The organism is Streptomyces sp. NPDC101178 (assembly GCF_044767965.1).
Lineage (GTDB): Bacteria > Actinomycetota > Actinomycetes > Streptomycetales > Streptomycetaceae > Streptomyces.
The window spans coordinates 251,857-272,965 of the sequence record NZ_JBIWOZ010000009.1; the positions used below are offsets into that span (position 1 = coordinate 251,857).

At 72.8% G+C, this 21,109-nt stretch carries 18 protein-coding genes; 11 read left to right on the forward strand and 7 right to left on the reverse strand.

Going from position 1 to position 21,109, the window contains the following annotated elements; translation table 11 throughout:
• Positions 1-21 precede the first annotated feature (21 nt).
• Both ACIRR8_RS25725 and ACIRR8_RS25730 read left to right on the forward strand, forming a co-directional pair.
• Positions 22-1,185, forward strand: coding sequence for a P1 family peptidase (locus tag ACIRR8_RS25725; RefSeq protein ID WP_404069122.1), 1,164 nt, complete (start codon positions 22-24; stop codon positions 1,183-1,185).
• A gap of 221 nt (positions 1,186-1,406) precedes the next feature.
• Positions 1,407-2,153: a DUF6227 family protein gene (locus ACIRR8_RS25730; RefSeq protein ID WP_404069124.1), complete on the forward strand. Its 747-nt coding sequence runs from the start codon at positions 1,407-1,409 to the stop codon at positions 2,151-2,153.
• A 71-nt stretch (positions 2,154-2,224) separates the two neighbouring features.
• Here ACIRR8_RS25730 and ACIRR8_RS25735 read toward each other — a convergent pair whose 3' ends face one another.
• Positions 2,225-3,784, reverse strand: coding sequence for an MFS transporter (locus ACIRR8_RS25735; protein ID WP_404069126.1), 1,560 nt, complete (start codon positions 3,782-3,784; stop codon positions 2,225-2,227).
• A 62-nt stretch (positions 3,785-3,846) separates the two neighbouring features.
• Here ACIRR8_RS25735 and ACIRR8_RS25740 point away from each other — a divergent pair, with 62 nt between their 5' ends.
• The gene (locus tag ACIRR8_RS25740; protein ID WP_404069128.1) at positions 3,847-4,893 is read left to right on the forward strand and encodes a helix-turn-helix transcriptional regulator; all 1,047 of its coding nucleotides are present in this window, start codon (positions 3,847-3,849) and stop codon (positions 4,891-4,893) included.
• Between the two features lie 261 nt (positions 4,894-5,154).
• Here ACIRR8_RS25740 and ACIRR8_RS25745 read toward each other — a convergent pair whose 3' ends face one another.
• Positions 5,155-6,156 carry an RNA polymerase sigma factor RpoD/SigA gene (locus ACIRR8_RS25745; RefSeq protein WP_404069130.1) on the reverse strand — a complete coding sequence of 334 codons (1,002 nt, stop codon included), beginning with the start codon at positions 6,154-6,156 and terminating at the stop codon, positions 5,155-5,157.
• 436 nt (positions 6,157-6,592) lie between these two features.
• On the reverse strand, positions 6,593-7,375 hold the full coding sequence (locus ACIRR8_RS25750; protein ID WP_404069132.1) for a dioxygenase: 783 nt from the start codon (positions 7,373-7,375) through the stop codon (positions 6,593-6,595).
• Positions 7,376-7,565: 190 nt separating this feature from the next.
• Here ACIRR8_RS25750 and ACIRR8_RS25755 point away from each other — a divergent pair, with 190 nt between their 5' ends.
• Positions 7,566-8,078, forward strand: coding sequence for a MarR family winged helix-turn-helix transcriptional regulator (locus ACIRR8_RS25755; protein WP_404069134.1), 513 nt, complete (start codon positions 7,566-7,568; stop codon positions 8,076-8,078).
• A 148-nt stretch (positions 8,079-8,226) separates the two neighbouring features.
• Here ACIRR8_RS25755 and ACIRR8_RS25760 read toward each other — a convergent pair whose 3' ends face one another.
• Together ACIRR8_RS25760 and ACIRR8_RS25765 are read right to left on the reverse strand one after the other, a co-directional pair.
• Positions 8,227-9,774, reverse strand: coding sequence for an MFS transporter (locus ACIRR8_RS25760; RefSeq protein ID WP_404069136.1), 1,548 nt, complete (start codon positions 9,772-9,774; stop codon positions 8,227-8,229).
• A 212-nt stretch (positions 9,775-9,986) separates the two neighbouring features.
• Positions 9,987-10,703, reverse strand: a complete 717-nt coding sequence (locus ACIRR8_RS25765) for a TetR/AcrR family transcriptional regulator (RefSeq protein ID WP_404069138.1) — start codon at positions 10,701-10,703, stop codon at positions 9,987-9,989.
• A gap of 270 nt (positions 10,704-10,973) precedes the next feature.
• Here ACIRR8_RS25765 and ACIRR8_RS25770 point away from each other — a divergent pair, with 270 nt between their 5' ends.
• Positions 10,974-12,251 (forward strand): M6 family metalloprotease domain-containing protein, encoded by a 1,278-nt coding sequence (locus ACIRR8_RS25770; protein ID WP_404069140.1) that lies wholly within the window; start codon positions 10,974-10,976, stop codon positions 12,249-12,251.
• Here ACIRR8_RS25770 and ACIRR8_RS25775 read toward each other — a convergent pair.
• Positions 12,238-14,058 carry a class I adenylate-forming enzyme family protein gene (locus tag ACIRR8_RS25775; RefSeq protein ID WP_404069142.1) on the reverse strand — a complete coding sequence of 607 codons (1,821 nt, stop codon included), beginning with the start codon at positions 14,056-14,058 and terminating at the stop codon, positions 12,238-12,240. The two genes, ACIRR8_RS25770 and ACIRR8_RS25775, sit on opposite strands and share 14 nt — an antisense overlap.
• Positions 14,059-14,097: 39 nt before the next feature.
• On the reverse strand, positions 14,098-14,841 hold the full coding sequence (locus tag ACIRR8_RS25780; protein ID WP_404069144.1) for a sensor histidine kinase: 744 nt from the start codon (positions 14,839-14,841) through the stop codon (positions 14,098-14,100).
• Between the two features lie 256 nt (positions 14,842-15,097).
• On the opposite strand from ACIRR8_RS25780, the gene ACIRR8_RS25785 reads away from it, so the two are divergent.
• The 6 genes from ACIRR8_RS25785 (at position 15,098) to ACIRR8_RS25810 (ending at position 21,071) form a co-directional block, all read left to right on the forward strand.
• Complete coding sequence (locus ACIRR8_RS25785) at positions 15,098-15,703, forward strand: DNA-binding response regulator (protein WP_404069146.1); 606 nt, start codon at positions 15,098-15,100, stop codon at positions 15,701-15,703.
• Positions 15,704-15,770: 67 nt separating this feature from the next.
• Positions 15,771-17,546, forward strand: coding sequence for a lysine--tRNA ligase (locus ACIRR8_RS25790; RefSeq protein WP_404069148.1), 1,776 nt, complete (start codon positions 15,771-15,773; stop codon positions 17,544-17,546).
• The gene (locus tag ACIRR8_RS25795) at positions 17,536-18,528 is read left to right on the forward strand and encodes a hypothetical protein (protein WP_404069150.1); all 993 of its coding nucleotides are present in this window, start codon (positions 17,536-17,538) and stop codon (positions 18,526-18,528) included. The genes ACIRR8_RS25790 and ACIRR8_RS25795 overlap by 11 nt, the downstream gene beginning before the upstream one ends.
• A gap of 62 nt (positions 18,529-18,590) precedes the next feature.
• Entirely contained in the window at positions 18,591-18,983 is a 393-nt protein-coding gene (locus ACIRR8_RS25800; protein ID WP_404069152.1) for a YybH family protein, read from the forward strand.
• A 1-nt stretch (position 18,984) separates the two neighbouring features.
• On the forward strand, positions 18,985-19,773 hold the full coding sequence (locus ACIRR8_RS25805) for a hypothetical protein (protein WP_404069154.1): 789 nt from the start codon (positions 18,985-18,987) through the stop codon (positions 19,771-19,773).
• Entirely contained in the window at positions 19,770-21,071 is a 1,302-nt protein-coding gene (locus ACIRR8_RS25810; protein ID WP_404069156.1) for a phenylacetate--CoA ligase family protein, read from the forward strand. Before ACIRR8_RS25805 ends, ACIRR8_RS25810 begins: the two co-directional genes overlap by 4 nt.
• Positions 21,072-21,109 lie beyond the last annotated feature (38 nt).

The following is a 21,109-nucleotide window of genomic DNA, read 5'->3' on the forward strand; positions in this document are numbered from 1 at the left end:
CGCCGAGCCGAGGAGTGCCCGATGACCGCCGCCGAGGACCCGCGCCCGCCGCTGCCGGAGGGAGCGCCGCCGGTGCCGGAGGGAGCGCCGCCGTTGTCGGAGCGGACCGCGTTGTCGCGGGGCGCGGCGCCGTTGCTGGATGCGTTGACGGATGTGGCCGGGGTCCGGGTGGGGCATGCGCAGGTGGACGGGGTCGGGGCGTTGAGCGGGACGACCGTGGTGCTGGCGCCGGAGGGCGGGGCGGTGGCGGCCGTGGATGTGCGGGGTGGCGGGCCGGGGACCCGGGAGACGGATGCGCTGGACCCGCGCAACCTGGTGCAACGGGTTGACGCGATCGTGCTCACGGGCGGCAGCGCGTACGGGCTCGACGCCGCGTCCGGCGTGGTGGCCTGGCTGGAGGAGCAGGGCCGGGGCGTCCGGGTCGGCGCGCAGCCCGGACAGGTGGTGCCGGTCGTTCCGGCGGCCGCCCTCTTCGACCTCGGCCGCGGCGGCGACTGGCGGGCCCGGCCCGACGCGTCGACCGGGCGGGCCGCGGTGGAGGCGGCGGCCGCTTCCGAGCCGGGGACGCCGGTGGCGGAGGGGAGCGTGGGCGCGGGTACGGGTGCGGTGGCCGGGCAGCTCAAGGGCGGCATCGGCACGGCGAGCGTGCGGCTGGCTTCCGGGGTCACCGTCGCCGCCCTGGTCGCGGTGAACGCGGCGGGTTCGGTGCTCGATCCCCGTACCGGGGTGCTGTTCGGGGAGTACGGGACGGGGGAGCCGCCCGCGTACCCGGCGGACTCGACGCATGCGGAGGCGGTACGGCGGCTGGCGCGGGAGCGGGAGGCGGCGGAGGCGGCGGAGGCGGCCGGGGGCGGGGCGCCGCCGTTCAACACCACGATCGCGGTCGTCGCGACGGACGCGGATCTCACCAGGGCCCAGGCGCAGAAGCTGGCGGGCACCGCGCACGACGGCATGGCCCGCGCGGTGCGCCCGGTCCATCTGCTGACCGACGGCGACACCGTGTTCACGCTGGCCACGGGCCGGGTTCCGGTGGCTGCGGAGAACCCGGTCGCGGTCAACGAGATCCTCGCGGCGGGCGCGGACGTGCTGGCCCGCGCGATCGTGAAGGCGGTGCGCGCGGCCCGGAGCGCCCACGGGGCCGGCGGCACGTTCCTCGCCTACGCCGATCTGTACGGGGAGCGGTAGGGAGGCAGGGGGCGCGCGGCCGGGGCGAAGGGGCGCGCGGGCGCCCGACTCGCAACCGGGGCAAGGGAGTTCACCCCCAACCGCCCGAAATGCGCCGGGAACAGACGGGGAACTTATCTCAGGCGCCTTACGTTTTTACGAACCCCGGTCACGATGTCAGACCCAGGGACTACGTTAAGCACGCATCAAGTAACACGCGGCGACGGCCTGGAGACAGCACCTTGAGCGATCCGTACGAGACAACCGAGCAGCACCTCGACCGACTCCTGCGACGCGCCCTCAACTCTTTCGACCTGCCCGACGACACGGTCGACCTGCTCGGTTCGGCGCTGGCGCACAGCAGTTCACTGCACTCGTCGCACCACAGCCCCGTGCTGCACCGGGAGACCTACCGCCACACCTATCTCCTCACCGACGGTTCCGACCTGACCCTGTGGGAGCTGGTGCACAGTGGTGGCCGGGACGAGCAGGAGCCCCACCGCCACGAGCTCTACGCCGACGAGGGCGACGCCCATATCGCCGCCACCCGGCTGGCCGGGAGCCTCTCGGACACCCCGGTCTTCGGCGACGAGGCGAGCCGCGGAGAGCTGGAGATCCTGACGGTCCTGATGTCCGCTCCCCCGGCCCCCGCGCCCCGGACGTACGCCCCCGACAACTCGGCCGACCACGCCCGCCGGGTCCTGCGCCGCGCGGAGAACGGCGACCGGCCGGGCGAGGCGAAGGCGCGGCTGCTCCGGTCCGCCTTCGCCCACCACATCACCCAGATCTTCGGACGCCAGTGCCAAGTGGACGGACAGGAGGCCGGGTTCACGCTCTACGAGCACGCCTTCCTGCTGCTGGACGGCAGCGAGACGAGCCTGTGGGAGGTCGAGCACACGGCGACCCCGGACGGCCGCCACATGTGCGAGGTGTACGAGGACGAGCACGCGGCCCGGGCGGCGATGGAGAGCCGGACGAGGATCTGCTGAGCCCGGCCGGGCGCCCGCGCCCTGGCGGCGGGCGGCGGGCCTCCTCGGCCGCCGCCGCCCACCCCCGCCGCTCAGCCCTTCAGTGCCGGCTCCTTGGCGAGGAGGCCGTCCCCTGCCGCCTCGCCCTCCACGTGCGCCTTCGGCCGTGACGGCAGCGCGAACATCAGCAGGAAAATCACCCCGAGCACTCCGGCCACCCACCACAGCGACTGCTGGAAGGCGTCCACGAAGGCCGGGCCGACCTCCTGCGGGGCGAGCCGGTCGCCGATCGCGCCGAAGAAGACCACCGACACCAGGCCGAGGCCGAGCGCAGTGCCCATCTGCTGAACGGTGTTGATCAGCCCGGACGCCGAGCCCGCGTGCTCCTTGGGGACCTCGGAGAGGATCGCGTCGGTCAGCGGCGCCACGATCAGCCCCATCCCGACGCCCATGACGACCAGCGGAACCGCCATCTGCCAGGAGGTGATGGCGAGGCCGTAGTGCTCGGCCTCCCAGAGGTACGTCAGCAGCCCGGCGACCATCAGGAGCGCGCCCGCCTGGAGGACCTTGCGGCCGAAGCGGGGCACCAGCTTCTGTACGGAGATCCCGGCGGCCACCGAGACGGCGACGGAGAACGGGATGCCCGTCGTACCGGCCCGCAGGACGCTCCAGCCCAGGCCCAGCTGCATGTACAGCGTCCAGACCAGGAAGAAGATGCCCAGGCCGATGCCGAACGTGAGCTGCACGGCGATGCCCGCGGCGAAGCTCTTGATCCGGAACAGGGAGAGCTCGATCAGCGGCGAGCCGTCGATGACCGCCTTCTGCCGCTGGTGCAGGACCAGGAACGCGAAGACGAAGAGGCTGCCGGCCATCGAGAAGAAGCACCAGAGCGGCCAGTCCAGCTCGTGCCCGCGGGTGAGCGGGTAGATGAGCATCAGCATGGCGAGGGTGACCAGGCCGACGCCGATCAGGTCCAGCCGCATGGCCCTGGGCGCCTTGGACTCGGTGATGAACTTGGCGCCGAGGATCAGGCCTGCGATGCCGACGAGCAGGTTGATCAGGAAGATCGGCCGCCATCCGAGGCCGAAGAGGTCCCACTCCGTGAGCAGCGCGCCCAGCAGCGGGCCGGAGACCGCACCGAGGCCGACGACCGCGCCGAAGAGGCCGAAGACCTTGCCGCGCTCGTGCGCCGGGAAGGTGGCGTGCACGATCGAGAGCACCTGGGGCACCATCAGGGCCGCCGTCGCACCCTGGAGGATGCGGGCGGCGACCAGTATGTCGGGGTTGGGCGCGAGGCCGCAGAGGGCCGAGGCGACCGTGAACCCGGCGATACCGATGAGGAAGAGCCGCTTGCGCCCGTAGATGTCACCGAGCCGGCCGCCGGTGATCAGTCCGGCCGCGAACGCGAGCGCGTATCCGGCGGTGATCCACTGGATCGCGGAGACGGAGGCCTCCATGTCCTGACTGATGCTCGGGATGGCGATGTTGACGATCGTGACGTCGACGAGGTCCATGAAGGCCGCGGTCATCACGATGGCGAGCGCGAACCAGCGGCGCCGGTCGGCGGGTTCGGGCAAGGGTGGTGCGGTGCTCGACGCTGTACTCGGTGCGGTGTTCGGTGCCGGGTCCGGCAGCGCTGCGGAAGAAGACATGAGAAGAAGCTATTCGTTCATTAGGACTGATCGTGACCTGATGGCCGCGCATCCTGGATCCCATGACCGATACCCCGGCACGACTGCTGAAGCTGCTGTCGCTCCTCCAGACCCCGCGCGAGTGGCCCGGCGGCGAGCTGGCCGAACGGCTCGACGTCAGTCCGCGCACGATCCGCCGCGACATCGACCGGCTGCGGGAGCTGGGCTATCCGGTCGAGGCCTCACGCGGTTCGGTGGGCGGCTACCGCCTGGTCGCCGGCGCCGCCCTGCCGCCGCTCGTGCTGGACGACGAGGAGGCGGTCGCCATCGCGGTCGGGCTGCGGGCCGGGGCCGGGCACGCCATCGAGGGTGTCGACGAGGCCTCCGTACGGGCGCTGGCGAAGCTGGAACAGGTGCTGCCGTCGCGGTTGCGGCACCGGGTCTCGGCGCTGCAGAACGCCACGGTGCCGCTGACGCGGGGCGACGGGGCCACCATCGATCCGCGGACCCTGACGACGCTGGCGGCGGCGGCCACCGGGCAGGAGCGGCTGAGGTTCTCGTACCGCAGTGGCGACGGTACGGAGACGAAGCGGCAGGTCGAGCCGTACCGGCTGGTGAGCACCGGGCGGCGGTGGTACCTGGTGGCGTACGACCTGCTGCGGGAGGACTGGCGGACGTTCCGGGTGGACCGGGTCTCGGAGCCGTTCGCGACGGGCGCCCGGTTCACGGCTCGGCCGCTGCCCGTGGAGGGCGGCGAGGGCGGGGCGGAGGACGCAGCGCGGTACTTCGCGCGGTCGATGGCGAGCCGGCTGCCGGAGCTGCGGCTCGATGTGCGGTTCGCGGCGCCGGCGGAGTTCGTGGCGGCACGGCTGCCGCCGACGCTCGGGGTGCCGGAGCCTGAGCCCGGGCCGGGGCCGGGGCTCGGTTCGGGGCCGGGGCTCGGTTCAGGGTCGGACGGGGAGGAGGCCGGCTGCCGGTTGCGGTCCTCGTGCACGGACTCGCTGGAGTGGGTGGCGCTGCGGCTGGCGCTGGTGGAGTGCGAGTTCACCGTGGAGGGTCCGCCGGAGCTGGCGGCGTACATGGAGAGCCTCGGCGCCCGACTGACCCGGGCGGCCTCGGCCGGGCGATGACCGGTGCGGCACTGGCCGGGAGGCGACCGGTGCGGCTCGGCCGGGCGGTGGACCAAGGCTGCCCCCGGACCCGCGCACGGTCCCGGCTCCGTGCCCCCGGGACATGGATGAGCCCCGGACATGGATGAGCCCCGGCGCCGGGGGGGGGTGGGCGCCGGGACTCAGTTCCGGGGACCGGAGGAAACCGGTCGGGTGACCGGAGCGATCCGGTCGGTCGGCCGGGGTTGACCGGCTTGATGGGGAGGCTAGCGGGTTATCCGCTCACGCCACAGCGTCAAAGCCCGTGTCGTGTGCCATTCGCTTCAATTCGAGTAGGGCGTGCTTCTCTATCTGGCGGATCCGCTCCCGCGTCAGGCCGTGCTGCTTGCCCACCTCGGTCAGCGTCCGCTCGCGGCCGTCCTCCATGCCGTACCTCATCTTGATGATGGAGGCGGTCCTGTTGTCGAGCTTGCCGATCAGGTCCTCCAGCTCCTCGCTGCGCAGGAGCGTCATCACCGACTGCTCGGGCGAGACCGCGGAGGTGTCCTCCAGCAGGTCGCCGAACTGGGTGTCGCCGTTGTCGTCGACCGACATGTTGAGGCTGACCGGGTCGCGGGCCCAGTCCAGGACGTTGCCCACGCGCTCGGCGTTGGAGTCGAGCTCGGCGGCGATCTCCGCGTGCTCGGGATCGCGTCCGTTCTCCCGGTTGAACTCGCGCTGGACCCGGCGGATCCGGCCGAGCTCCTCCACCAGGTGGACGGGGAGCCGGATCGTGCGGGACTGGTCGGCTATGGACCGGGTGATGGCCTGGCGGATCCACCACGTCGCGTACGTGGAGAACTTGAAGCCCTTCGCGTAGTCGAACTTCTCGACCGCGCGGACCAGACCCGCGTTGCCCTCCTGGATCAGGTCGAGCAGGGGCAGTCCCGCGCGCGGGTAGCGGCGGGCCACGGCAACGACGAGGCGGAGGTTGGAACGGATGAATATGTCCTTGGCGCGCTCGCCCTCGGCGACCAGCGCCTCCAGCTCCTCACGCGTCGCGCCACCGGCCTCGCTCTCCACCTCGCCGTCGAGGACCTGCTGGGCGTAGACGCCCGCCTCGATGGACTGGGAGAGGTCGACTTCCTTGGCGGCGTCGAGCAGCGGCGTACGAGCGATCTCGTCCAGGTACATGCCGACCAGGTCGCGATCGGCGATTTCCCCGCCCACGGCGCGAACACTGCTTGCCCGGTCGGTCCCACCGGAGGTGGTGGACGAACGACGGGCGACGGCACGGGTTGCCATGCGTGCTCCCTTGCTGAGTAGGTCGCGACACCCTTTCGGGTGCCCTGCATCCGATGGAAACAACGACTGGAATCCGGACAGAATTCCCATGCCGCCCATTCATTTTCGCGATCATGCAGTACCCTGTCCGGCGCCGACCGGGCGAAACCTGGTCCACACACCCACGTAACCGCAGGTCAGACATGGTGCGCGGAGACCCCGGCAGCCCTGGCGGGGAGCCTGCGACTCCGTTTCGGGTGAGGTCGCGCTCACGGGAAGCCACACCCACGGGCCACGTCACCTCCGTACGGAGAACGTCCCTGGCGGCCCGGAACGTTCCGATCTCGCGTGTACCCCGGAAGACGACCCGTATCGCCTCGGGGTTGCTCGCGACCGGCGCCCTCAGCCGACCTGCCGCTTCGGCGACCCGCAGCCGGTGCCCCTCGGCCGGTACCCCTCAGCCGAACTGCACCGAGCGCTTGGCCAGGCCCATCCAGAAGCCGTCGATGACGCTCCGGCCCCGGTCCAGCTCCTCCTCTGCGGCGCCGAGCGTCACGAAGAGCGGGGCGAAGTGCTCGGTGCGCGGGTGGGCCAGCTTTCCGGCCGGGGACGTGTGCTCGAAGTCGAGCAGGGCGTCGACGTCCTGGGCCCGCAGCGCGCGGTCGCCCCAGTCGTCGAACTCCGCCGACCAGCCGGGGACCCCGCCGCCCTGGTGGCGCAGCGCGGCCAGGTTGTGGGTGAAGAAGCCGCTGCCGACGATCAGCACGCCCTCGTCCCGCAGCGGCGCGAGTTTGCGCCCGATGTCCATCAGCTTCTGCGGGTCGAGCGTCGGCATGGAGATCTGGAGTACGGGGATGTCGGCGTCCGGGAACATCTCCACCAGCGGGACGTAGGCCCCGTGGTCAAGGCCGCGGTCCGGGATGTCCTGGACCGGCGTACCGGCGCCGCGCAGCAGCTTGCGGACGCTGTCGGCGAGCTGCGGGGCGCCGGGGGCTCCGTACCGCACGCGGTAGTAGTGCTCGGGGAAGCCCCAGAAGTCGTAGACCAGCGGCACGGGCGCGACGGCGCCGAGCGCGAGCGGCGCCTCCTCCCAGTGGGCGGAGACCATGAGGATCGCGCGCGGGCGCGGCAGCGTGGCCGACCAGGCGGCGAGCTGGCCGGGCCAGACCGGGTCGTCGGCGAGCGGCGGGGCGCCGTGCGAGAGGTAGAGGGCGGGCATGCGCCCGGCGGTGACAGTCATGACACTCCACTCCCTGTCCACGAGTCTCCCTCTCCACGGGACACTGGACATCGATCATGAATCCCTGATCCCGGGGGATGGTTCTTCAAGGGTCCTACGGAATCCCGCCGGTCAGGTTATTGAACCTTCAAGTTCCTACCTCCGGAGACCTTAGCCCTATCTAGTTAAACTTTCAAGAAAAGGTCGTACAGTGGAGTACATGACCACGGCATCCACCGGCGCGACACGCTGGCTCACCGACGAGGAGCAGCACGTCTGGCGCGCCTATCTGCATGCCACCACGCTGCTGGAGGACCACCTCGACCGTCAGCTGCAGCGGGACGCCGGCATGCCCCACACCTATTACGGGCTGCTCGTCCAGCTCTCCCAGGCCCCTCGCCGCCGGATGCGGATGACCGAGCTCGCCAGGAACGTGAAGATCACCCGCTCCCGGCTCTCGCACGCCATCGCCCGGCTGGAGAAGAACGGCTGGGTACGGCGGGAGGAGTGCCCGTCCGACAAGCGCGGCCAGAACGCGGTGCTCACCGAGGAGGGGTACGCGATGCTCGGGCGTTCCGCGCCGGGCCATGTCGACGCCGTACGGCAGGCGCTCTTCGACCGGCTCACGCCCGAGCAGGTGCGCAGCCTCGGCGAGATCATGCGGGTCCTGGCCCACGGGCTCGAACCGGACGGCCCGGACGCGGATCTGCCCTGGCTCCGCTGAATCCTCGGACGGACACACGCCTGCCCCGGCTCCGCCGAGCCCCGCACGCACACGCCTGCCCCGGCCCCGCTGAGTTCCCGGACGGACACACGTCTGCCCCGGCCCCGCCAGTACGGCGGAACCGGGGCAGACCCATGCGGCGGTGGCCTCAGTGCGCGACCACCGGGATCCGGAGCTCGTCCTCCGCGCCCTCGGCGTCGGCGCCGGAGACGCCGCCGGTCCCCGTGCCCGGGCGGCCGGTGTTGATCAGTACGGCCGCGATCGCGGCGGCGGCCACGAGGATGCCGACCGCCCACCAGATCGCGCTGGTGAAGCCGCTCACCATGGCCTGGAGCTCCAGGAGCTTCGGGTCCGTGGCACGGGCCGCGTTGTCGGCGATGTACGCGGTGGTGGCACCGGCCGCGATGGTGTTGAGCAGGGCGGTGCCGATGGCGCCGCCGACCTGCTGCGAGGTGTTGACCATCGCGGAGGCGACCCCCGCGTCACGCGGCTCGATGCCGTACGTGGCCAGGGACATGGCCGGCATGAACGCCGTACCCATCCCGAGGCCGAGCAGCAGCATGCCGGGCAGGATGACGGCCGCGTAGCTGGTGTTCAGGTCCAGCTGGGTGAGGAGCAGCATGCCGACGGCGGCGACCAGGAAGCCGGGGCCCATGAGCAGCCTCGGCGGGACGCGGGTCATCAGCCGGGTGCCGATCTGGGTGGAGCCGGTGATCATGCCCGCGATCATCGGGAGGAAGGCGAAGCCGGTACGGACCGGCGAGTAGCCCTTCACGATCTGCAGGTAGTACGTCAGGAAGAGGAACAGCCCGAACATCGCGATGATCGCGAGCCCCAGCGAGAGGTAGACCCCGCCGCGGTTGCGCTCGGTCAGGACGCGCAGCGGCAGCAGCGGCGACTTCACCCGCGACTCGGTCACGACGAAGGCCAGCAGCAGTCCGGCGGCGGCGATGAACATGGTGATCGTCAGCCCGTCCGACCAACCGGCCGACTCGGCGCGGGTGAAGCCGTAGACCAGCGCGACCAGGCCGAGCGTGGAGAGCACGACGCCGGGGATGTCGAGCGGCGAGCGGTTACGGGTGCCGGAGGGCTCGCGGATGACGAAGTACGCGCCCACGGCGGCGACGACGGCGAACGGGATGTTGACGAAGAACGTCCAGCGCCAGTTCAGGTACTCGGTGAGGAAGCCGCCGAGGATCAGCCCGACCGCGCCACCACCACCGGCGATGGCCCCGTAGATACCGAAGGCCTTGGCGCGCTCCTTGGCGTCGGTGAACATCACGGCGAGCAGCGAGAGGGCCGCCGGGGCGAGCAGGGCGCCGAAGACACCTTGCAGGGCCCGGGAGCCGAACATCATCGCCTCGTTCTGGGCGGCGCCGCCGAGCGCCGAGGCCAGCGCGAAGCCGATAAGCCCGACGACGAAGGTGCGCTTGCGCCCCCAGAGGTCGGCGATCCGGCCACCGAAGAGGAGCAGGCCACCGAAGGCGAGCGCGTAGGCGGTGATGACCCACTGCTTGTTGCCCTCGGAGATGCCGAGGTCGGTCTGGGCGGAGGGCAGGGCGATGTTCACGATGGTCGCGTCGAGCACGACCATCAGCTGGGCGAGCGCGATGAAGGCGAGCGCCTTCCAGCGGCTGGGATCGGGGAGCCCGGTGCCGGCGATTCTCGACAGCGGGGCGTCAGCGGTTTTTGACATGGGAGTGGCCACCTAGGGACATGCGAGAGCGCCGAGGACGTCGCGAGGTCAGTCGCCGGTACGTGCTGGCGTACGCGTGATGGAGTGCGTGAGTGGTGCGGTACGTGCGTGAGGGATGCGGTACGTGCGTGACGTAACAGATGAGTGCGTGAACGTAAGAGGTGAGCGCGTGAGCGTAAGAGGACGGTGGTTACGGGGCCTGGGCCCAGGCGTCAGTCGCGGCGCCTCAGGTTCTCCAGGGTCGCCGCCGATCCGGGCAGTACGGAGCGGGCCGGGGCCTCCAGGCCGTCCAGGAACAGCTGCAGATGGCGGTGGGTGAAGCGGTCGATGTCCAGGCAGGCGATGCCGGGCAGCGGCCGGGTGAGCTGGGAGAGGGCGACGAGTACGTCACCGACGGCGATGTCGGTACGCAGCCGCCCCGCGGACATGGCGCGCGACACGAGCCCCTCGACCGCCGCTTCGAGGCGGTCGCGCTCGGCGAGCAGGTCGGGGTGGTCCTTGTCGAAGACGCCGGAGAGCATCGGGCACAGGGCGCCGATCCGTTCGTCGGCGGCCGCGTGCACGAAACGGCTGAGCGCGGCGAACGGGTCGGCCTCCGCCTCGGTGGCCTCTTCGGCCCGCGCGGTGGTGCGGGAGGTGACCGCGAGCACGACCTCGTGGGTCAGGGCGGCGCGGTCGGGGAAGTTCCGGTAGAGCGTGGCGTTGCCGACGCCCGCACGCCGTGCGACGTCGTCGAGCGGCACGTCCGGCCCGAACTCGACGAACAGCTCACGTGCGGCCGCGATGATCCGCTCGCGGTTGCGCAGCGCGTCGGCCCGCGGTCGCGGCGTACGGCGCCGGGCCGCCGGCGCGGTGACCTCGGTGGCGCACGTGGCGCCAGGCGCGTCGGTGGCGCACGTGACGTCAGTGGCGTCGGTGGCGGTCTCCACGGCTGCGGCCCCTTCTCTCCGGACGGTGGGTGATCGGCCGACCCCCACTCGTAACCGGGGATCAGCTCCCCGCTTCAGGGGGACACCGATGCAAACGGGGAGAGCCTCCCCGCTTATTTCCGCTCTTTGCTGTGACCTGAGTCACACCACCCGGCGGCGAAAACCCTCCGATCGGCGCACCCAGCGAGCGCCTCCGGAGAGCCCGGCACAGGCTGATCGCCAGAGCGCAGTCAGGGTCGGCCGGCTGCCGCGGACCCCGAAGGCGCCTCTATGCAGCAGCCCCGCCACCGGATACGCAGTCACCGCCGCCCCATCGCCCTCGCCGGAGCGACGGCCCTGGTCATAGCCGCCATGGCGTCGGCGAGCACCACGCTCCCCGGCGCCGGACGGGCCGCGGCGGGCCCGGCGGCCACCGCAGAGGACTCCGCGGTCGCCCCCTGCCGGATCGCCACGACCATGGGCGTGCAGATGTCGCTCGGCATGCCGACCCCGCCCGGCTACGCCCGCTCCACCGGCGAGGTCAGGGCGCTCAACCTGATGATCGACTTCCCGGACGCGGAGGCGGGGGAACCGGCGGCGGACCGGTTCGCCGAGTTCTTCCCGCAGACCTCCGACTGGTTCACCACCAGCTCCTACGGCCGTCTCGACTACCGCCCCGAGGCCCCCGTCCAGGAGTGGCTGCGGATGCCGCTGCCGTTCGCGGAGTACGGGATAGAGCGCGGCTCACCGTTCGAACCGGGATACCGGCAGCTGGTCGAGGACCTGGTGGCGGTCGCCGACCCGAAGGTGGACTTCTCGGCGTACGACCTGGTCAACGTCCTCGTCACGCCGAACGCCGGCCCCTCGGCCCTGGACACCGTGCTCTCGGTGACCTTCTCCGGCAACACCGACGCCCCGGAGGCGGACGGCGTGCCACTGGCCAACACGTCCTTCGTCTACAGCCGCCAGGACGACGGCTCGGGGTCCTTCGAGCAGACCGGCTACCGCGTCCTGCCGCACGAGAACGGCCACGTCTTCGGCCTGCCCGACCTCTACACGATGGAGGGCGGCGGCTCGGTGGGCCACTGGGACATCATGTCCGAGGACTGGGGCGCCAACAACGACTTCCTGGGCTGGCACAAGTGGAAGCTCGGCTGGCTCGACAACGAGCAGATCAGCTGCGCCTCGCAGACCGGCACCAGCGACCACACGCTCGGCCCGCTGGCCACCGAGGGCGGCACCAAGCTGGCCTTCGTCCCGCTGAGCGCCCAGTCCGGCTACGCGGTGGAGGTCCGTACGGCGGCGGGCAACGACGAGGCGGTGTGCCGGCCCGGCGTGCTGATCTACAAGGTCAGCTCGGACGTGGACACCGGTCAGGGACCGGTCTCCGTCGCCGACGCCACCCAGGACAGCGGCGGCTGCACGCGCCGCCCCAATGTGCACGCGGAGCTGTCGGACGCGCCGTTCCGCCCCGGCCAGACGTTCACCGACCGGGCCAACGGCGTACGGATATCCGTGCTGGACGAGGACGGGAACGGGAACTACCGGATCCGGATCACTCGGCCGTGAGCGGTGCGTGAGCCTGGTCCAGGGCCGGGTCCGCGCCGGTGTCCTCCGCCCGGGCCGGGGACCGGTCCCCGGCCGGGAACCGGTCACGGAGCCCGCTCTTGAGGAGCTTGCCGGTGGCGTTGCGCGGGAGCGACTCCTCGGTGAACAGCACCCGGGCCGGCACCTTGAACCGGGCGAGGGAGCGGCCGACGTGGTCGCGCAGGGTGTCGGCGGTGGCCCCGGCTCCGGTACGCAGCCGCACGACGGCCACGACCTCCTCGCCCAGCACCGCGTGCGGGAGTCCGAGGACGGCGGCGTCGGCCACGTCCGGGTGATCGTGCAGGACGCCCTCGACCTCGACGCAGTACACGTTCTCGCCACCCCGGATCACCAGGTCGGTCAGCCGGTCGACGACCGCGATGCGCCCCCCGCGCCGCACGGCGAGGTCTCCCGTACGGAACCAGCCGTCCCGGAACGCCTGCTCGGTCGCGGCCGGGTCGCGCCAGTAGCCGCGGAACAGCGACTGCCCGCGCAGCCACAGCTCCCCCACCTGCCCCTGGGGCAGCTCCTGCACCTCCTGCACCTCCCGACCCGTCTCTCCCGTCTCTCCCGTCTCTCCCGCGATCCGGGTCTCGGTGACGGGCGTCGGGCGGCCGACGGCGGCCGGGTCGGCGCGGTACTCTGCGCCGATGTTCGCGAGGACGCCGCCGCTGGTCTCGGTCAGGCCGTAGCCGTTGCGCGGCTCGACGCGTTCGCCGTACCGGGCGGTGAGGCGGGCGACCAGAGCGGGCGGGGCCGGGGCGCCGCCGGTGCTGAACAGGGTCAGGGTCGTCAGCTCGTCGCCGGTGCGCTCGGCGGCGTCCAGCAGTTGGAGGGCCGTCGTCGGCACACCCGCGACGTGCGTGACGCCGTGGGCGCGGATGAGCCGGAGGGCCTCGTCGGCGTCCCACCTCTCCATCAGGACGAGCGTGCCGCCCGCCGCCATCACGCCGTAGAAGCTCGTGAAGGCGGCGACGTGGAAGAACGGGAACGTCATCAGCGAGACCGGGGCCGGGCCCATGCCGGGGATCGCGCCTCGCCCGAGCGCCGAAAAGGCCGCCTGGTAGCGGGGGTTGAGCGCGGCTCCGGCCTGGGCCAGGTGCGTGGCCACCGCGCCCTTGGGGCGGCCCGTGGTGCCGGAGGTGTAGAGGATCGTGGCGTCGTCCTCGGGCCGGGGCTCCACGTCCGGCGGCGCGGCCAGCGGATCGGGCTCGGGGAGGTCCTCGTACCGCTCGACGCTTATGCCGTCGGGGAGTTGGCCCGCGCCTCGGTCGGAACGGAAGAGCATCACGCGCGTCCCGGTCCGCCGGGCCCATCCCGCGACCCGGTCCAGCCGCTCGCCGTCGACGAGCAGCACGCCGGGCTCGCAGTCGTCCAGCGCGTACGTGAACTCCTCCTCCGTCCACCAGGAGTTGAGCGGTACGGCGATGAGCCCGGCCAGCTGGGCGGCCCAGAAGGCGACCTGCCACTCCGGGTGGTTCCGCATCGCGATCACGGCCCGGCCGCCGGGGCGCAGCCCGTACCGATCGGCCAGCCGGACGGCCAGTGCGGACGCGGCCGCGAAGAACTCCCCGTACGACCAACGGCGTTCACCGGCGATCAGGAAAGGCGCGTCACCGTAGGCCCAGGTCGTCTCCACGAACTCCCGGAGCGTGCGCGGGCCGTCGGCGTACTCCAGCGTGCCGCGCTCGCCCCGCACCACCGCGAAGGGAGCGCCGGGAGCGGTGAGCAGGGCCGCGGCGCGCTCGGCGGCTCCGGGGTCCGGTGGCGGCGGGGCGGTGGTGGACACGGGCGGCCTCTCTCGCGCTGGCTCGGCAGGGGTCTGACGCTACGCGGGCGGGACCCGCGAGCCGTCCGGCGCGGGGCCGGGCAGCGGGAAGCGGGCCTCCAGCGTGTAGTGACCGGAAGGATACGGGCCGTGGGTCAGCCGGCCTCCGGCGGCGGCGATCCGTTCGCCGAGGCTGCACAGCCCCAGCCCCGGCCCTCTGACGGCGAGGTCCCCGGCGACGGCGGGCGGGCTCGGCCGGCCCATGGCACTGCCCCCGCCGTCCGGCCGGCCAGAAGTCCGGACCCCGTCGTTGGAGACCGTCAGCACCACCTCGCCCGGCGGTGTCTCCACCGCCACCCGGCAGCCGCGGGCGCGGCTGTGCCGCAGCACGTTGGCGGCGGCCTCCCGCACCGTCGTGGCCAGGACCGTCTGGAGCGGTGGAGGCAGCGGTGCGCCCGCCGGCCGCGCCTCGGTGCGGACACCGGCCGCCTCCAGCAGGCACCGGACGGACTCGATCTCCGTGTCGAGCGAGAGGCAGTGGTAGCCGTGCGCCACCCGCCGGGCCTCCTCCTGGATCTCCCGCATCCCGCGGAGCGCCTCGGCGAGCCGGTTCCGGGCCGTCTCGGGCGTGCGGTCCATCAGCCGCAGCGCCAGCTCGCACTGGAGCGTGATCGCCAGGAGCCTCGGACCGAGCAGGTCGTGCAGATCGCGGGCGAAGCGGAGCCGTTCCCGTACGACGACGCGACGTTGGATGGGGTCGGCCGTCGCTCCTTCGTCCGTCGTCCTCTCCCTGGCCCTCTCCACGGCCCTCTCCCTGGCCCTCTCCCTGGCCTTCTCCGTGGCCTTCTCCGTGGTCCGTGCGGACAGTACGGACAGTCCCCGCACCATGTCGCCCCCCTCTGCGTCCGGTCCTCCGGTGGTGGCAGAGCTTCACCGGCGCCGCTATCACTCGGCTATACGAGCCCCACCGGTGGCCCCCTCCCCGGTGGTACACAAGGCGCCGGAACCGCCGGAGGCACCTCGTCGGAGGACCGGGCCCGGACGGACAACGGGGGGACCCATGCAGAGGATCGTGCTGGCCGAGGACATGCACATGATCCGGGTGGCGCTGGCCGCGCTCCTGGAGCTGGAACCGGACATGGAGGTGGTCGCCCAGGTCGCGAGCGGTAGCGACGTCGTACCGGCGGTGATCCGGACGGAGGCGGACACGGCGGTGCTCGACATCGACATGCCCGGCCTGGACGGCATCACCGCCGCCGGTCTGCTGCGGGACCAGGTCCCCGGCTGCCGGACGCTGATCCTCACCGGCGTCGCGCTGCCCGGCCAGCTCTGGCGGGCACTGGACGCGCAGGTGAGCGGCTTCCTGCCGAAGCACGCGTCACCGGACGAGCTGGTGGAGGGCGTACGCCGGGTGGGTGCGGGCCGCCGGGTCATCGATCCCGAACTGGCCATGTCCGCCTGGGAGATCGGCGACAACCCGCTGACCCGGCGGGAGGTGGAGGTGCTGGGACTGGTCGCGGCGGGCGCGGAGACCGGGCAGATCGCCACCGCCACGAACCTGTCGGTGGGAACGGTTCGCAACTACCTCACGACGATCGTGAACAAGCTCGGCGCCCGCAACCGCATCGACGCCCTGCGCACGGCCAAGGAGAACGGCTGGCTGTGAGCTCCTCACCGCCCGCGCATACGGCCTCGTATAGGTCGTTTATCGGAACGCGCGCTGTACTCCCGCCATGCCAAGGAGACCACGTGCGCGCGAGCAGCGCCCACGCGTCGATGACCCGCACGCACAGGACCCGTACACCGGGCACTGGGCCCTGGAGTACGCGCGCCGGCTCGCCGACCGCCACCCTCCGCACCACCGCGTCCTGATCCAGACCAGCATGTCGCCGAGCGGCTACTTCCACGTCGGGAACTTCCGGGACACCGTCTGCGCGCACCTGGTGCACCGGGCGCTGCGCCGGATGGGCCGCCGTTCCGCGATCCTGCTCAGCTTCGACGACTACGACCCCGTACGGACCGGCCAGGCCGCCCGGGACCCGGAGCTGGCGGGCCACGGCGGGCGGCCGCTCGGCGAGCACCGGGAGCGCACCGCCCGGATCTGCCGCACCTACCTCGCCGAGCTGCGGGCCATGGGCATCCTGCCGCCGGAGGCCGACGAGGACGGCCGGACACCGCCGGGCGGCGACTGGCAGACCCACTACCAGTACGAGCGGTACCGGGCCGGTGCGTACCGGACGGTCCAGCGCCGCTACCAGCGCGACGCGGACCGGCTCGCGGCGCTGCTCGGCAAGGGCGACGGGCGCGACCTCTTCGCCGTCTACTGCCTGCAGTGCGGCCGCAACACCACCGAGATCCACCGCCTGGACCGGCGAGCCGCGCGCTACCGCTGCCTGTCCTGCGGCGCCGAGCTGACCGCCCGCGACCCGGCGGACGTCAAGCCGTCCTGGGCGCTGGACTGGACGCTGCGCGTCGCGCACGAGTCCATCGACTGCGAACCGGCGGGCCAGGACCATGTCAGCGCGGGCAGCACCATGGACCGGACGCTGCCGGTGTACGAGCGCTACCTCGGCTTCCCGCAGCCGGTCATCGTCCCGTACGGGCTGGTCCGCGCCGAGCACGGCAGCGGCAAGATCTCCGGGTCGCGCGGCGGTGGTCCGTACGTACGCGATCTGCTCGCCGTCCATCCGGTGCCGCTGGTGCTGTGGCTGTACGCCCGCCGCGACTGCCTCGCCGATCTGCGGCTGGGCTTCGGTCCGGCCGCGTTCCTGGGCGCGTACGAGGAGTTCGACCGGTTCGCGCGGTCCGCGTCCGGAGACGGGCCGGATCCGGAGCGGGCCCGGGACCGTGTGCTGTGGGAGCTGCTGACGGACGAGGAGCCGGACGGGTACGGGACGCTGCCCCGGATGCGTACGGTCCTGGGAGCGCTGTACGCACACGGCTGCGCGCCCGAGGCGGCGCGGCGGCACCTCGCGGCCAGCCACCCGCGCGCCGACGAACCGCTGCTGGCGGAGCGGATCGGCCACGCGCTCACCTGGCTCACGACCCACGGCCGCGACCGCTACTGGCCGGCCGACCCTCAGGTCCTGGCTGACTCTCAGGTCCCGGCCGAACCTCAGGTCCCGGCTGACTTTCAGGCCTCAGTCAGCCCTCAGGCCTCTGCCGGCCCTCAGGTCTCGGCTGCCCCCCAGACCCCGGCCGACCCCCAGACCCCCGCCGACCGCACGCTCGACCCGCTCATCAGCCGACTCCGCACGCACACCGGCCCCGGCGCTCCGCGCTCCGGGCGCACGCGGGCGGAGTTCCGGGAGATCTACGGGGCGCTGTTCGGCACCGAGCACGGGCCCCGGCTCGACACCCTCGCCGATGTCTTCGGGCCCGCCGTCCTCGCCGACGCGCTGGAGGCCTACCGCGACCGCGGCGAACGGCCCCTGTGCGTCGAGCTGCCCGCCGGGTCCGCCGCCCTCCGCGTCCCCGACCTCCAGGAGGCCCCGAGCCGTGCGCGCTGAACTCTTCACTCCTGGCGGCGGGCCCGCACCCGACGGCTGGAACTCCTTCGTACGCGAGCACCGCGCCTGCGTGCTCTGGGAGGCGGAGCTGCTGGAGGCGGCCGCCTGGGGCAGCCTGCGGCCGCTCTTCGGCGGGCTGGTCCGGGAGGCCGGTGAGCCGGTCGCGGCGTTCTGCGGCCGGCTCGGGATCCGGCCGGTGGCGCAGCGGTTCCGGCCGGCCGGGCGAGCGGCCGTGCCGGGCTGGTTCCAGGTCCACCTGCCCAACAGCTTCAGCGCGGGCCGCCTGTACGCCCCCGGCCTGGACACCGCCGGACGCCGGGCCGCCACCCGCGCCTTCGAGCGGGCGCTCCGGCGGCGGCTGGGCCCGCGCTGCCTCGGAGTCGTCCACCTCGATGCCGAGGAGCACGAACTCCCGCACCTCGAAGGGCTGTCGAGGCTGCGGCGGGCCACCGCGCCCAACACCGTCCTGCACAACCGCTGGCCGAGCATGGACGCGTACTTCGCGGAGCTGCCCCGGGGCCGCAGGCGTCGGCTGTCAGCGCTGCACGCACGGGTCGGCGCCGATCCGGAGCTGGTCGTGGAGTCGGCGGTGGCCGCGATCGACCCGGTGCACGCCAGCCGGCTGGACCAGCTGACCCGGATGAAGCACGCCGCCCGGCCGAGCGGTGTCGTACCGCTGCTGCCCGCCTACTTCGACCGGCTCAACCGGTCGCCCGGCGCCTCGTACTTCGCGCACCGCGAGAAGAGCTCCGGCCGACCGGTCTCCTTCGATCTGGTCCTGGACGCGCCGGACGGCTGGCTGACCACGGTGACCGGCTCCGACGGCGGCCGGGACCTCTATCTCGACCTGTACCTCCGGGAGATCGACCGGCTGATCGCCACCGGCGTGCCCGCCGTCCAACTCGGCCCCGGTATGCGGGAGCTGAAGGAATCCTTCGGCGCCACGGCCGTCCCGCGCCACGCGGTCGCCGTCCCCTTCTGACGGCCTCCGCGCCCAAGACCTCCGCTTCTGACGGCCTCGCGCCCGCGCCCACGCCCACCCACGTGTCCACCACCATCACCGAAAGCAGACCCATGGACTTCACCACCGCACTCGACCGCCACCTGGCGGCCGTCCACGCCCGCGACCTGGCCGGCTACATGGCCACCGTCCACGACGAGGCGACGGTCATCCTGCCGCACGGGAGGACGGTGACGGGCGCCGAGGCCGTCCGCGCCTTCCACCAGGGCTGGTTCGCGGACCCCGACTGGACGATGGAGACCGAGGCGGTCCGGACGGTGGTGCACCAGGACACCGCCGTCGCGGTGCTCGACGTCCACTACCGCGACCTGGACGAGGACGGGAAGCCGTACGCGCTGCGCTACCTCCTCAGCCTGGTCTTCGCCCGCACCGACGGGAACTGGCTGCTCGTCCACGACCAGAACACTCTCTGCTGACATGCGCGGCCCACAGCGCCACGCGCGCTACACCCGTGCCGTGCGCCGAGCCGTCGCAACGGTCCCGCACTACCGGGAGCGGTACGCGGCGACCGGAAGCCTGCCGCCGCTCACCCGCGACGAGGCCGAGCACCGGCGCCACCTGCTGATGCCGCTCGGCTCCTCGCTGCTCGCGCGCCGCGACCCCGGCCGGCCGGCCGGCGAGCACCTCGCCGAGCTGCGCGACGCCCTGCGGACCGCCGGCCACCGGACCGGCGGCCGGGAGGTGTACGAGGTCTCCACCGCGCTGCGCGAGCCCGTGCGCGCGTACGGCACCGACTGGCGCGTGCTGCTCGCCTCCACGGCGGACGCGCTGCCGCACGTCCTCCAGCGGTACGGCACCGGAGATCACGGACCGGGCGGCGACGCGCTGGTGGCCGGTGACGCGGGACACCGTCGCGGACCGGGCCGCGACGCGCTGGTCGTCGGTGACGCCGGCCAACTGCGAGGTACCGGTGCCGCGACCGTCGAGCGCGTCACCCTGGCGGCCGCCGCCCGGACCCGTCCCGCGCCCGGATCCCTCTGGTACGAGCCGTGGCTCGGCCACCTCGGCGGTGTCCCCGCCGACTGCGGCGAACTCCACCTCAGCGCCGACCGCGTCCACGCCCGGCTGCTCGACGGCGCGACCGTGCTGACGCTGCTGCGCCGGCGCCGCCCCACGCTCGTCCACGTCCGCCCGGAGGGCGCCGGCTCCTTCGTTCCCGCCGCCTGCCCCCGGCACGGCGTACCGATCCTCGGGAGAACACCGTGAACTCAGCCCTGGCACCCGTCATGCGGCTCGTGCCCGTCCTGCGCAACCTGGTCCGGACCCACCGGCTGGAACGCGCCTCGCCGGAGCGGCTCGACGCCGAACGGCGGCGCCTGCTGGTGGAGTTGGTCCGGCACGCGCAGGCGGACGTGCCGCGCTACCGCGAGCTGGTCGCACCGGAGACCGCGGCCGCCTTCCGGGGTCCGGAGGACCTGCCGTCGCTGCCCACGCTGGACCGCGCCGAGTTCCACGACCGGGCTCCCGAGGAGCTGCTCGCGGCCGGTTTCACCACGGCGAACACCAAGGCGGGCACCACCAGCGGCTCGTCCGGCATCCCGATCACCATCCGCAACTCCGAGCACGACCTCGGCTATCTGCGGGCCTCGTACCTCTACGACATGCTGGCCTCGGGACTGCGGCCGTGGGACCGGATGGCCTACTTCCGGGTCACGCCGTTCCTGCGCCACCCGCTGGAGCGGTTCGGGCTGCTGCGTACGTTCCACATCGACACCAGCACCACGCTCGACGACCAGGTCGCGGCGTTCCTCGCGGCCCGGCCGACCTTCCTCGTCGGCTTCCCGCATGTGATCGCCTCCGTGGTGGAGGAGCTGGAGCGGCGAGGCGTACGGTACGGGGCCGCGCGGCGGGTGCTGTTCGGCGGCGAGCGGCTGACGCCGACCGCGCGGGCCCGGGTGCTCGGCCATCTCGGGGCGCGCTGCGACGAGGTGTACGCGTCCGTGGAGGTGTTCACGATCGCCCGCACCTGCCGGCTCGGCGCGCTGCATCTGCGGGCGGCGGACGTGGTGGTGGAGCTGGAGCAGGACGACGGTTCGGTCGTGCCGGCCGACGGCACGCGCGAGGTGGAGGGCGAGATCCTGGTGACCCGGCTGCACAGCGAGGCGATGCCGCTGATCCGCTACCGGCTCGGCGACCGGGTGGCCGTGGGCCCGGCCGACTGCGGCTGCGGGCGCCACACGCCGGTGGTGCTGCGGGTGCAGGGCCGCAGCCAGGACCGGTTCCGGGGCCTGGACGGGCGGGAGTTCTACGCCGACTTCCTGACGTACGCGGTGCAGGACTTCGCGGAGGTGTCCCGGATGCAGCTGGTGCAGGAGCGGCCGGGTCAGGTGACGGTACGCGTGGTCCTCGCGGCGGGCTCCGGCCCGGCCGTCACCGAGCGGATCGCGGCGGCCGTGCGGGAGGCGGTTCCCGGGTTCGACGTGCGGGCCGAGGCGGTGCGCTCCATCGCGCCGGAGGCCAACGGCAAGATCCGGATCGTGAAGGTGGAGGCTCCCGCAAGCTGAACCGGAGGTACGGGGGCGGGCCACCCGCGCCCGCCCCC